This is a genomic window from Streptococcus cristatus (assembly GCF_001578775.1).
Taxonomy (GTDB): Bacteria; Bacillota; Bacilli; order Lactobacillales; family Streptococcaceae; genus Streptococcus; species Streptococcus cristatus_A.
On the sequence record NZ_KQ969062.1, the window covers coordinates 609,045 to 621,111 of the forward strand.

A 12,067-nucleotide genomic window follows, 5' to 3' on the forward strand; every position below is an offset into this window, starting at 1 on the left:
GTGATATAGAGCGATGGATTAAGCAAATTAGAGGAAAACAATTTTTTGAGAAGATGTGAATGAACCTTTAAAAATATTCATTCAAATAGGGAAGTGAGGAAAATGATGATGAAACAAGGTGGAATGCTGTTGAGTGGAAGGGCTATTTTGGGGCTTTGCCTAGTTGTGATTGGTTTTTTGACCCTTGGTTATGGCGGTGTGGAATTTGGCTTTGGCCTAAGTTTAGGCTTTCAGTCATTTCTGATTGGTGGTCTCCTTTGTATCTTGGTTGGATTGCTTGTAATGCCGAGCGTGGCGGTAGCTGTCAAGCTGGTGGTCTTGGCCTTGACGACGATCAGTATCTTGCTCTATATTCACAGTATGCCTGATTTAGCATTTCTCTTACAACTGATATCGGATGTGGCTGTTATAGGCTTTGCTGCTTTTCTGGCAGTGCTTTTATTGAGAAAGTAGGTAGAGGAAATGATTATAGTTTATGATTCAGTTACGGGTGTTGGGAAGCAATTTGCAGAATCGCTGGGCTATCCGACACAAACTATCAAGGAAAAGTTGGAGGAACCCTGCATTCTCATCACGCGAAATGCTGGAGCTGGGAAAATTCCCTGGTCCACTAAGCGCTTTATTAAGAAACATTCAAGCTTGATTAAGGGTTTTGTCAATAATGGAGATTCGGTTAAGCATGGACGGACCTTCTGCGGGGCTACACCTTTGATTATCGAAAAATATGGGCTGCCGCATATCTGCGATATTGACCGAGGTGGCAAGGAAGAAGACGTCAAACTTGTACAGGAATACCTAGCTAAACTCTAAGAGCGGATTGTTTATATGATAAATATATGGGAAAAGGATGGGTGATAATCACTCATCTTTTTTTAAAATGACAAAAATGTAAGTTTAAATCCTAAAATGAAAGGTTATTCGATGGTAGCGGGACGGGGAATTTTATATCATATAGGTGTAAGGAAAAACAAATCACAAATAATATCCAAATAAAAGGAGGCCCACTATGAAAACAAATCTCTTCAACCATAAACAAAAAACACAAATGGCGCAAAAGATTTCCAAAGAAGAAATCGAAAAAACTAGACTGGGCTGTGCATCAAGCCAGTATTATTTCTGGCTACAGTATAGTCATTAAGAAGCAGATGCAGTGAAGGGGCTGGGATAGAAGTAAGATGCTTAGTTCTGTCCCACCACCTTTTTGCTCAAATAGAACTGAAAGTTTAGGGAGGCAAACTGGGAAAGTAACCCAAATCATACAGCCCTTTCCCTCTAATGAACATCAGGTTTTTCCATAACTGGAAAAACGCTAAGTGACAAAAATGTAAGATTAGCGTCCAAAATGAAAGATTAGCTTATGGAAACTTATCGGGCTTTTCGGTATGATAATAGTATCGTTTTTAGTTCGCTTTCAGTAGGAGGCAGTGGCTCAGGTAATCTTAGAGCAGGACTAGCTAATAAAGCATTGAAAGCTAAGTTAAATAACCATTTTACACATAAATAAAAAAAGAGGTTCAAGTATGACATTATTAGACGTACAACACGTGAAAAAAATTTATAAAACCCGCTTTCAGGGCAGCCAAGTAGAGGCCTTGAAAGACATTCATTTTACGGTAGAAAAAGGTGAATATGTCGCCATTATGGGGGAATCAGGTTCTGGGAAATCCACCCTGCTCAACATCCTAGCCATGCTGGACAAGCCGACTGAGGGCCGCGTCTTTCTCAACGGAACTGACACAGCAACCATCAAAAACAGCCAGGCTTCCAGCTTCCGCCGAGAAAAATTAGGCTTTGTCTTTCAGGATTTCAATCTGTTAGATACTCTGTCGGTCAAGGATAATATTCTACTGCCTTTGGTCCTCTCTCGCCGTCCCATTACCGAGATGATGCAAAAGCTGGTTGCCACCTGCAATGAGTTGGGGATTAACAAGCTACAAGAGAAGTTTCCTTATGAGATTTCCGGTGGTCAGAAGCAGCGGGTGGCAGTTGCTCGCGCTATCATCACTGAGCCTGAGATTTTACTGGCGGATGAGCCGACAGGAGCCTTGGATTCCAAGTCTTCGGCTGCTCTCCTAGATGTCTTTGACGATATCAACGACCGCGGCCAAACCATTCTCATGGTAACTCACTCGACTTCAGCGGCTAGCCGCGCCAAGCGGGTGCTCTTTATCAAGGACGGGATTCTTTACAATCAAATCTTCCGTGGCAACAAGACCGAGCGGCAGATGTTCCAAGAGATTTCCGATACTCTGACAGTTATGGCAAGTGAGGTGGAAGCTCATGCTTAGATTAACTAGTAAGCTTGCGCTTTCTAACTTAATCAAAAATCGTAAGCTTTATTATCCTTTCGCTCTGGCGACTTGCCTGGCTATCGCCATCTCCTACATCTTTTTCTCTCTGACCTTTAATCCTAATTTAGTAAAAATGACGGGGGCAAGCGCCGTTTCTATGGTGCTATCTTTTGGGATGGTGATTGTCAGCATCACGACCAGCATTATCGTCTTTTATGCTAATAGCTTTGTTTTCAAGAATCGCTCCAAAGAGCTGGGTCTCTACAGTGTGCTAGGACTAAATAAATTCCACCTCTTTGTCATGGTGGTAATTGAATTACTGGTATTTGGTCTGGTCACTCTTATCCTTGGACTAGGGATTGGGCTCTTATTTGACCAGTTGATCTATGCTCTCTTGCTAAAAATCATGGCGATAAAGGTCGTCTTGGTGTCAACTTTTCAGCCTGCTGTAGTTATCGCGGTTGCAGTTTTCTATGCCTTTGTCTTTTTCTGCTTGATGATCAGCAATGGTCTGCGCTTGAGAAAGCTTGATGCATTGCAATTGGTCAAAGAAAAGAATAGCGGAGAAAAGAAAAGTCGCTTTTTATTCCTGCAGACACTACTTGGGCTTGCAGCCTTGGCTTATGGTTACTTTCTTGCACTAGGAGTGACCAATCCTCTATCAGCAATTTTTACATTCTTTGTCGCGGTACTTTTTGTGATTCTGGGGACCTACCTGCTCTTTAATGCTGGAATTACGGTTTTTCTGAAATTTTTGAAAAAGAAGAAGTCCTATTATTACCAGCCCAATAACATGATTTCCGTTTCCAACCTGATTTTCCGCATGAAGAAAAATGCGGTGGGTCTAGCGACAATTGCTATCCTATCAACCATGGTTTTGGTGACCTTATCTGGCGGAGCTAACATCTATGCCGGTGGTGACTACATGCAAAAGGCTATGTTTCCTCATGATTTTAGCATTCAAGGAAAAGGAACCACAGGTGAGCAGATGGACCAAGTGCTGACAGAGTTTGTGAATGAGCAGCAGTTACCAGTCACAAAGAAAGGTGTCTATCCATACTATACGATGGGAGTGACAAGTCGTGCTGGCAACCAGCTTGATATCAATGCTGCCGCTCAAAAATTTGTCACACCGAAAACGTATATTCTGGCGGTTTCAGAAGTGGATTATCAGAATATGACAGGGAAAACTCTGAATCTTGGGGATGACGAGGTGGCACTCTATCAGCAAGGTGTGAAGTTGGATTCCAAGCAAGACTTGCAGCTGGCTGGTCAGACCTTTAAAATCAAGGAAGAACTCAAAGAAGACTTTATCTTTGGCAATTTGCCAGACCAGATGAACATGATCGTCCCAGAGAAAATCTACATGGTTCTTAAAAATCCCGACCAAATCTTCTCTGCAATGACGGATAAATATGCTGTAAACCTTAATTATTATGGTTGGCTTGATACAAAGCTGTCAACGGAAGAACAGCGTAATCTGAGGGATGCTTACCAAGAAAAATTGAATCAGTTTAATCAGACCTTGCCTGAGAATCAAGCGGTCTATGGTTCGGTAACAGCTTTTGATAAGCAAGAAATCAAAGGCATGCTGGGTGGCATGTTCTTCATCGGTATCTTCCTATCAATCGTCTTTATGCTGGGAACCATCCTAATCATCTACTACAAGCAGATTTCAGAAGGGTACGAGGATCGGGATCGCTTTGTGATTCTACAAAAGGTCGGTCTGGATGAGAAGCAAATCAGACAAACCATTCGGAAACAGATCTTGATTGTTTTCTTCCTGCCGCTGGCCTTTGCCTTTATCCATCTGACCTTTGCCTATCATATGCTGAGCTTGATCTTGTCTGCTCTCGGTGTTCTTAACTCAGCTCTCATGCTGGCTGTGACACTGGGTGTCTGTGCGATCTTCTTTATCAGCTATGTGATCGTCTTCATGATTACTTCTCGCAGTTATCGTAAAATTGTCTCTATGTAAGAAGTTGGGATTTCCCAGCTTCTTATTTTGCATTTCTTTGCCAAATGATAAAGTGGTATTTTAAAAGAGACTTTGGTAAATCCAATAATCTATGATATAATAAACCATCTATGCTTTGGAGGGAGATTTTATGAATATTTTTCGAAAAAAAGATGCCAGTAAAAACAGGACGGGAATGCGGCGGCACCTGAAACTGATGGATTTGATTCTTTTAGGGATCGGGGCCATGGTTGGTACAGGGATTTTCACGGTTACAGGAATTGGTGCGGCGACTTATGCTGGTCCAGCTCTGATTGTGTCGATCGTGATTTCTGCCCTGTGTGTCAGTATCTCTGCCCTGTTTTATGCGGAATTTGCCTCTCGAGTTCCAGCTAATGGTGGAGCTTACAGCTATATTTACGCTGTTTTAGGAGAATTTCCGGCTTGGCTGGCTGGTTGGCTGACCATCATGGAATTTATGACAGCTATATCAGGTGTGGCTTCTGGCTGGGGTTCTTACTTGAAAGGGCTTTTGAGCGGCTTTCATATCCAGCTACCGACTGCCTTAAATGGAACTTTTGCTCCACAAGCAGGGACCTATGTCGATATTTTGCCAATTTTGGTCATTCTTTTTGTGACAGGCGTGGTACTTCTGAATTCAAAAGCAGCCCTGCGCTTCAATTCAGCCTTAGTAGTCCTCAAATTCTCAGCCTTAGCTCTCTTTATTCTCGTTGGGCTTTTCCATCTTCAACCTGAGAATTGGTCCAATTTTGCACCTTTCGGCTTTGGTCAGATCTATGGCGGTCAGACGGGGATTATGGCTGGAGCTTCTCTGATGTTCTTTGCTTTTCTGGGCTTTGAGTCGATTTCTATGTCTGTGGATGAGATCAAAGAGCCTCAAAAAAATGTGCCGCGCGGCATTGTTCTTTCCCTTGGGATTGTGACCATCCTCTATATCTTAGTAACCTTGGTTTTGACAGGCTTGGTACACTATACCAAGCTAAATGTTCCAGATGCAGTAGCTTTCTCACTTCGCAGTATTGGGTTGGATTGGGCGGCCAATTATGTTTCTATCGTAGCGATTTTGACCCTGATCACTGTCTGCATCTCCATGACCTATGCCTTGTCTCGGATGATTTACAGTATAGCGCGCGACGGACTTTTACCGCGGTCTTTCAAGGAATTAACTGCTACTAGCCGTGTGCCTCAAAATGCTACCATCTTAGTGGGGATTGCCTCGGCTATCTGTGCGGGTATCTTCCCTCTTGCCAGCATCGCTTCTTTCCTCAACATCTGTACTCTGGCCTATCTGATTATGCTGGCCTTTGCCATTTTGAAGTTGCGGAAGGAAAAAGGGCAGCCTAAGGCAGGAGATTTTAAAACTCCGCTGGTGCCTCTAACTCCGATTTTGTCCATTGTCATCTGCCTTTCCTTTATGACTCAGTACACGTGGGACACTTGGTTGGCCTTTGGAATCGCTCTTCTTTTAGGAATTTTGATTTACTTTGGCTATGGCTATCGTCATTCGGAAATAGAAGTGAAAGAAAGATAATGCAAGAAACTCTGTGAAGAGTTTCTCAGAACGTAGACAAACGTCATTTTTGGCGTTTGTCTTTTTGTATTTTCAAAAATATTTTGTCTCATCATCTGCTATTCCATCCAAAAATCGGATTTAGAACAAAATAAAAAGGCTTGCCCACCCTCATTTTTACTAGTTTTTTGAGATTCAAACACGCCAAAGTAAGCCCAATCTTATCTTCTATCTTGGACTTGCCTTTCTCTCTTGTATAACGGAGATTGTGGTATTCTTTGGCTGTCCCAAAGAGCCGATCAATAGTTTCTTTGCGTTTCTTATAGAGCTCCTTCATCCCTTTTTGGTGGCGAATCTCTTCACAAAATTCAAGCGCGTCCTTTCATACATGTCTTGTGATGACTTTCTGTTGATTCTGGCTTCGAGTACAAACGGATAATAGGGGACAGGAAACACATACTTTTGGATGACTCTTATACTCACGGTAGCCTTCTCGAGTCGTCGTGCAATAGGCCAATACTTGGTTCTCTGGACAGAGGTAACAGTCATAGAAGGCATCATAAACAAAATCACCGGGTCTTAAGTTCCCCTTTACTCCCTTGGGGCGGGTATAAGGGAAGACGGGGATAATGTTTCGCTGTAATAAATAATGGGCAATAGCTGGGGTCTTATAGCCTGAGTCCGCAATAATGTAGCGTGGGGAGAAAGCTTCTAACTTTGAAAAAAGGGCAGGGAAAGCCTGACTATCATGAACATTTCCTGCTTCAACACTATAAGCTAAGGCCCAGCCATGCTTATCACAAGCTACTTGGGCAGAATAGGCAAATACTTCCTTGTGTTCCCCCTTGTGGAACCAACCACTCTCAGGATCTGTCCTTGAGATTTTCTTTTCTTTAGCCTCGCTTTCTTTTGCGGGCTTTAAGGACTTTTTTTCGTGTTTTCTCCTATCTAAATCAATCTCAACTGCCAATTGCTCACTCATAAATTTAGCTTGTTGGGCAACCATTTCCTTATGATACTTGTGACGGTTAGCTGCCGCTTTGATATGGGTACCATCCACAAATATTTCAGAAGGATTAATCAAACCAGCACATAAAGCTTGATGGAGTACTTGTGAAAATATCTCAGCAATCAGTGCTTTATCTTGAAAGCGACGACTGTAATTCTTTCCATATGTAGTAAAATGGGGCACCTTGTCATCCAAGCTTAGCCCAAGAAACCAACGATAAGCGACGTTTACTTCAATGTCTTTAATCGTTTGGCGCATGGAGCGAATGCCATAAAAACATTGAATTAAAGGGATTTTGACTAACATGACAGGATCGAGACTAGGACGACCCTGATCGGGGCTATAGGTATCTTCAACTAAGTCATAGATAAAGTCAAAATCAACCTCTGATTCCACTTGGCGAAGAAAGTGATCCTCTGGGACCAATTCGTCGATCGTATAGAAGCCATATTGGCAGCGATGATAATCTGGTTTTTCTTTGTGAAACATAGAGAATACCTCACAATTCTTCTTACCTTTATTATACGACTTTACAAAAAGAAAAGCCCTTAGAAACTTGAGTTCTAAGGACTTTGTCTTCAATCTGAGAAACTCTGTGAAGAGTTTCTTTTTTGAATATGATCCGAATCTGCTATGAGGACATAAGAGCAGTAATATGATAATTTTGCAATTTCTTCTCTGTCAATATTCATCTATATTTTCTAGAAATCAGTAATAAAATATGGTAGAATGTGGATAGTGACAATGATATAAAAACGGAAGGAATTGTCAGATTTTATGAAGTCAAATCCTCAACTGGCCAATTTTTATATGGAAAAATATCAGACAAGTATAAAGAAAGGCAACAATCTGCAAGCTCAACGTCAAGAGCTACTTGCTAAGATTGAGCGCTTAGAGCAGGCAAATCGTGAGTTAGACCAACAAATTGAAAATATCAATTCACTACTGAGCAATGATTTTTCTCGACTGGAGAAGGTAGATGGGTCTCGTTTTAGAGGAAGTGTAAAGGGTAGATTTTTAGAGAAATGCACCCATGCTAAACAAAATCTAATGACCTACCAGTCTAAACAAACTTCAAATAAAGGTGAGATTAGTAGTAAAATTAAGGAACTTCAAGATGAAGCAGATAGTTTACTAAGAAAGAGTTCGATGGCCTTTACAGAAGCAGATAGTTACTACTCCATAGCTCTCAGCTATTCGTAGGAGGAAATTAAATGTCAGAAACAAAAGTTGATTTGTCAGTATGGGAAAGTACTACTAAATCTGCTGAAACTTATGTATCCTCTATTTTTGATATGACTCCGCTGGAATTTAACAACTCAGACTTAACCCCTTTTGTGAATTTTAATGACTATATTACGCTATTAAACAGTTCATTAAGTAGTTTGCGGACTTTTACCAGTACGGATGTGGTAAATATGAACCGTGCAGCACAGAATAAAGTTGCTGATGATCATACGGAAGCATCCAATATTCAAAGTTCGAGGGGGAAGAAATGAACGAATTGCAGTTGTATATATTCGAGCAGGGATTAGAGGAGCTGAGTCTGTGTGAAGCAGAACACCAACATTTACGCACGATTGGCATGACCTTAGCGGGTCATCCCAAAGTGTTGCGCTCCTGCTATATTGCTTTTCTGAAAGGAGAGTCCAAATGCAGGTACAAGCCATTGATTGGGGCTCCGCTTCTATTCAGTTTTCATTATCATCAGGAAGAAGTTGAGATTGAGCGGATTGAGACCGCCTATCGTGTATCCTTTTCTGTGTTTATTCGCTTTTTTGCTTTAGTTGATTTGGCCTTCAGTAAGATCTACCCATTGGGAACGATTGTGGAGCTGGATAAGGAGCTGCTTCCGACCGAGTTGGTTGAGCAGTTTGCTTCGGAGGAGATGGATTTTTATGCAGTTCTATCTGGTCGTCGACTGCAATTGGATTCTCAGTCATACATTGATTACGCAGGACATGTCTATCCTTACGGTATGCGTTTTGATACATTGCCTCTCTACATCAGTAATCTCTTTATCAAGCGGGTGATTTCCGAAGGTTACAGTGATGCAAAAGACAGCCAGCATTGCGATAAGGAGTTGAGAGAGTTCTATTTCAAGGGATCTGTCTACTCTACCATTTATGATGTGGAGGTTGCCAATGAAGATTGATATGAATGAAGTGCAGAGTAACAAGACCAAATTGGCTACTTCAATCAAGCTGATGCGGGGGCAGGTTGAATTAGCCCGCTCAAAATTGAATCAGATTGTAGAGAGTCAGGCACTGCAGGGAGATGTAAAGACAGCTATTGATGCTAAAGTTAAGAACCACCAGATGCCTATGATGACGCATTATCTGACAGCTTTGGAGATTATGTCAGCTGACTACGAGGCATTGATTAGCACCTTTCAGTCGGAGGTGGGAGAGAGTGCTCAGGATGCAGTGATTGATACGGACTATCTGGCAGAGTTGGGCACTATCTTTCCAGGGATTAGTCAGGGCTTGGCCACTATTCGGCAGAGTCTATCTGGAACTTATTCAAGGATATCAGACTTAATCACACTGGATGCGTCTTCAACCTCGGATATATCCAGTAATCTGAGTGCGGCTAAGCAAATTTTGACGGATACAACGGATAAGATGTCAGCTTTCAATGATTTGCCTAGACCAGAGACTTTTTCCAGTATTATCTCGCAACAGAATGCCCAACTTGGAGTACTGAGATCTGTTCAGGGGCCGCAGTATGCGACTGAAAAGGCCAGGGCACTTTATACGAATCAAAACTTTGCTTTATCTGTAACGCAATACCAGCTACTTAGTCACCAGTCCAATTATAGAGTCATGCTTCAGCAGAAACTAGCTCGTTCCTTGGTAGATTCCTATTACAGTAAGCGTCCTGTTCAGGCTTCCATGCAACCATATAAGCTGGATGAGAAGACCAAAGACTTGATTGAGAAAGCTAACAAAGGCGATCTTCAGGCTATTAGTGAGCTTTCTAAGAGTTATCGCTATGATAAGACGATGGAGAGGACCGTGCCTTATCGTTCTCAAGCTGAATTAGCTCGGTTAAATCAAGAAGTTTGGGATAGGACCCTCACAACTGGCCAACATATTTTAGGCGAAATTTTTGGAATCTATGACGTTTACCGCTTGATTACAGGGATTGATCCAGTTACGGGTGAGGAGACCAGTCGCTTAGAAGCAGGTTTATGGCTCGCCTTAGATATATTACCCTTCCTCAAAGCTGGCAAAGCGGGTAAGTTAGGGAAAATCGCAAAGACAGCTGACAAGGTAGATGATGTAGCAGATGCAGTCAAGGCGGTGGATAAGACTACGGATACTGCAAAGGCGGTAGACAAGGCGTCAGATATAGTAAAAATAGTTGATGTAGATAGAATTAATGATACTGCTAATATAATTAGAAACAGCGGAGGGGAAACTATAGCAGGCCATGCTTTACAAAAGCACGCTGGCAGAAATCCGCAGATTTGGGGCGCAGTAAAAGGGAATTCAGAGTCAATAAATAGGCAAGCCATGGAACATATTAATGATATACTTAAATCACCAGGGGACTTCATGATTCATACAACTGATAGAGGTATTAGTTTTCTTGAGAAAAAATTACCTGATGGACGGGGGATGAGATTAAATATGGATGGTTCTTTCAAGGGATTTATTGATAAATAGGAATGAAATTATGGTAAACATTGAATTGAGAATAGCGGTAGTAGATTTAGCCATTATAGATAGATTATTGAAATTGTTAGATATTAGTCAACAGATAATTAATTCTCATTTTTATTATAATAAACAGGATATAAACTATTCAAATGATATAAAATGGGGGCAGTATTTTTCTAGTCCATCTACAGGATATTTACATGTAGGACAAATATTTTTAGGAAAGTTTTTTAAGGATGCTATGATTATTATTTCAGGAAATGAAAGTATAGTTGATTTTATTATTGAGTTCCAAGTTGAATATATGACAGATGAGGATATAAATAATATAAAAAAATTTATCCTAAAATATAATCCAGATATTTCAGATGAAGATATTGAAGTTATCTGTGAAGAGTATTAAGTTTTTATCAGTTATTAAAAGTTAACTAAAACAATAGATTGGATACCTACTTTTTTATGGTTGAAAGCAGATAAATATGCTTTTGTATTTGACAATTATAATTCTTTCTTAGCGGATGATCTTGTTTCGAAGGAGCTATTTTTAGAAATTCTGAAAGAAGAAGTGTTGCCCTGGTGGGAAAATGATGCTAAAAAATATGTAGTAGTAGGAGTTTTAAAGAGTTTTCAAGTCTATATAATAAAGAATGATTAGAAGTAGAGTCGAAACTAATTATATAGAGATTATCAAAGATATATCAAACTTCAGTTGGTTATATCTTTTGAAGGAATATTGATAGAAACTGAACTGCACCCCAAAAGTTAGATAGAAAGTCTAATTCTTTGGGGTGTTTTGCTATGAAAAGATATTTTGCCTCTCACTGAACTCCATCAGATGGACAAGCTGCCGCATCCAGTCGCTATCATCTCTATGGGGCAAGCAAGGCAAGCACAGACACAACAGGGAATCCCTTTGCCTATAATGGCGAAGCCCGCGACGATACTGGACTTGACTACTTACGAGCAAGGTATTATGATAGTCAGGGAGGTACTTTCTTAACCGAGGATAGCTACCCAGGTGAGGCGACGGATCCTCTCAGTCAGAACCGCTACAGCTATGTGCAGAATAACCCTGTCAACTATACAGACCCAAGTGGGCATAGAATGATTGGGTCGGCGGTGCAGAGTTAGCTTTTGATATTGCAAGTTATTTCTATCCTATAGCTAAGGCTGGCAAATTAAGGAAACTTGAAAAAGCACTCGATACAGTAGACGCAGTCAATGATGCATCAAAAGTTGCGAAGGCAGCTGATAAAGCTAATGATGCTTCGAAAGCTGCAAGAGTGGTAGACAAGGCGTCCGATGCTGGTAAGCTTTTTAATCCTCCTAAATTAGATAAATTATCTCCAAAAGAGATAGTTGACCTAAATATACAGGAGCTAAAAGGAAGACTGCCAGAAGGCTGGACATTCCACGAAAATAATGGACGTGTTCATATTAAGGAGAATGGGAAAATGAGAGTCCGTATTGATCCACCTGATAATGTTGGTACAGATTATACTCATATGCACATTTATGATAAAAATGGGAAACCGTTAGATATTCATGGGAATAATGTTGATGTAAAAAGCCCTGCGGGACATATTCCTTGGGATAAATGGTAAGGAGAGAGTT

13 protein-coding genes and 2 pseudogenes are annotated in these 12,067 nt (G+C 41.0%); 14 read left to right on the plus strand and 1 reads right to left on the minus strand.

Going from position 1 to position 12,067, the window contains the following annotated elements; translation table 11 throughout:
- Positions 1-105: 105 nt before the first annotated feature.
- From SCRDD08_RS02990 to SCRDD08_RS03010, 6 genes are all read left to right on the plus strand, one after another.
- Positions 106-453 (plus strand): hypothetical protein, encoded by a 348-nt coding sequence (locus SCRDD08_RS02990; protein WP_061422380.1) that lies wholly within the window; start codon positions 106-108, stop codon positions 451-453.
- Positions 454-462: 9 nt separating this feature from the next.
- Positions 463-810, plus strand: coding sequence for a class Ib ribonucleoside-diphosphate reductase assembly flavoprotein NrdI (locus SCRDD08_RS02995; protein WP_061422381.1), 348 nt, complete (start codon positions 463-465; stop codon positions 808-810).
- A gap of 196 nt (positions 811-1,006) precedes the next feature.
- Positions 1,007-1,138: a hypothetical protein gene (locus SCRDD08_RS12080; protein ID WP_005590956.1), complete on the plus strand. Its 132-nt coding sequence runs from the start codon at positions 1,007-1,009 to the stop codon at positions 1,136-1,138.
- A gap of 382 nt (positions 1,139-1,520) precedes the next feature.
- A complete protein-coding gene (locus SCRDD08_RS03000) occupies positions 1,521-2,288 on the plus strand; it encodes an ABC transporter ATP-binding protein (protein ID WP_061422382.1) in 768 nt (255 codons plus the stop codon).
- The gene (locus tag SCRDD08_RS03005; RefSeq protein WP_061422383.1) at positions 2,281-4,269 is read left to right on the plus strand and encodes an ABC transporter permease; all 1,989 of its coding nucleotides are present in this window, start codon (positions 2,281-2,283) and stop codon (positions 4,267-4,269) included. Before SCRDD08_RS03000 ends, SCRDD08_RS03005 begins: the two co-directional genes overlap by 8 nt.
- A 130-nt stretch (positions 4,270-4,399) precedes the next feature.
- Positions 4,400-5,800: an amino acid permease gene (locus SCRDD08_RS03010; protein ID WP_061422384.1), complete on the plus strand. Its 1,401-nt coding sequence runs from the start codon at positions 4,400-4,402 to the stop codon at positions 5,798-5,800.
- Positions 5,801-5,891: 91 nt separating this feature from the next.
- Here SCRDD08_RS03010 and SCRDD08_RS03015 read toward each other — a convergent pair.
- Positions 5,892-7,277: pseudogene (locus SCRDD08_RS03015) on the minus strand (IS1182 family transposase).
- Between the two features lie 321 nt (positions 7,278-7,598).
- On the opposite strand from SCRDD08_RS03015, the gene SCRDD08_RS03020 reads away from it, so the two are divergent.
- The 8 genes and pseudogenes from SCRDD08_RS03020 to SCRDD08_RS03055 all read left to right on the plus strand — a co-directional run bounded on the left by SCRDD08_RS03020 (position 7,599) and on the right by SCRDD08_RS03055 (position 12,057).
- Entirely contained in the window at positions 7,599-7,991 is a 393-nt protein-coding gene (locus SCRDD08_RS03020; RefSeq protein ID WP_125390189.1) for a hypothetical protein, read from the plus strand.
- Positions 7,992-8,002: 11 nt separating this feature from the next.
- Positions 8,003-8,287, plus strand: coding sequence for a hypothetical protein (locus SCRDD08_RS03025; protein WP_061422386.1), 285 nt, complete (start codon positions 8,003-8,005; stop codon positions 8,285-8,287).
- Positions 8,284-8,943: a DUF4176 domain-containing protein gene (locus tag SCRDD08_RS03030; RefSeq protein ID WP_061422387.1), complete on the plus strand. Its 660-nt coding sequence runs from the start codon at positions 8,284-8,286 to the stop codon at positions 8,941-8,943. The genes SCRDD08_RS03025 and SCRDD08_RS03030 overlap by 4 nt, the downstream gene beginning before the upstream one ends.
- Positions 8,933-10,459, plus strand: a complete 1,527-nt coding sequence (locus SCRDD08_RS10970; protein WP_196756164.1) for a pre-toxin TG domain-containing protein — start codon at positions 8,933-8,935, stop codon at positions 10,457-10,459. Before SCRDD08_RS03030 ends, SCRDD08_RS10970 begins: the two co-directional genes overlap by 11 nt.
- 10 nt (positions 10,460-10,469) lie before the next feature.
- On the plus strand, positions 10,470-10,856 hold the full coding sequence (locus SCRDD08_RS03040; RefSeq protein WP_061423253.1) for a hypothetical protein: 387 nt from the start codon (positions 10,470-10,472) through the stop codon (positions 10,854-10,856).
- 60 nt (positions 10,857-10,916) lie between these two features.
- Entirely contained in the window at positions 10,917-11,108 is a 192-nt protein-coding gene (locus SCRDD08_RS11805) for a hypothetical protein (RefSeq protein WP_061422388.1), read from the plus strand.
- A gap of 218 nt (positions 11,109-11,326) precedes the next feature.
- A pseudogene (locus SCRDD08_RS12175) lies at positions 11,327-11,584 on the plus strand (RHS repeat-associated core domain-containing protein); the annotation flags it as partial.
- A gap of 152 nt (positions 11,585-11,736) precedes the next feature.
- Positions 11,737-12,057: a hypothetical protein gene (locus tag SCRDD08_RS03055; RefSeq protein WP_196756165.1), complete on the plus strand. Its 321-nt coding sequence runs from the start codon at positions 11,737-11,739 to the stop codon at positions 12,055-12,057.
- Positions 12,058-12,067: the final 10 nt, after the last annotated feature.

Coding starts and splice junctions, on each gene's coding strand:
- SCRDD08_RS02990 (WP_061422380.1), top strand. CDS start 106: ATGATGAAACAAGGTGGAATGCTGTTGAGTGGAAGGGCTATTTTGGGG.
- SCRDD08_RS02995 (WP_061422381.1), top strand. CDS start 463: ATGATTATAGTTTATGATTCAGTTACGGGTGTTGGGAAGCAATTTGCA.
- SCRDD08_RS12080 (WP_005590956.1), top strand. CDS start 1,007: ATGAAAACAAATCTCTTCAACCATAAACAAAAAACACAAATGGCGCAA.
- SCRDD08_RS03000 (WP_061422382.1), top strand. CDS start 1,521: ATGACATTATTAGACGTACAACACGTGAAAAAAATTTATAAAACCCGC.
- SCRDD08_RS03005 (WP_061422383.1), top strand. CDS start 2,281: ATGCTTAGATTAACTAGTAAGCTTGCGCTTTCTAACTTAATCAAAAAT.
- SCRDD08_RS03010 (WP_061422384.1), top strand. CDS start 4,400: ATGAATATTTTTCGAAAAAAAGATGCCAGTAAAAACAGGACGGGAATG.
- SCRDD08_RS03020 (WP_125390189.1), top strand. CDS start 7,599: ATGGAAAAATATCAGACAAGTATAAAGAAAGGCAACAATCTGCAAGCT.
- SCRDD08_RS03025 (WP_061422386.1), top strand. CDS start 8,003: ATGTCAGAAACAAAAGTTGATTTGTCAGTATGGGAAAGTACTACTAAA.
- SCRDD08_RS03030 (WP_061422387.1), top strand. CDS start 8,284: ATGAACGAATTGCAGTTGTATATATTCGAGCAGGGATTAGAGGAGCTG.
- SCRDD08_RS10970 (WP_196756164.1), top strand. CDS start 8,933: ATGAAGATTGATATGAATGAAGTGCAGAGTAACAAGACCAAATTGGCT.
- SCRDD08_RS03040 (WP_061423253.1), top strand. CDS start 10,470: ATGGTAAACATTGAATTGAGAATAGCGGTAGTAGATTTAGCCATTATA.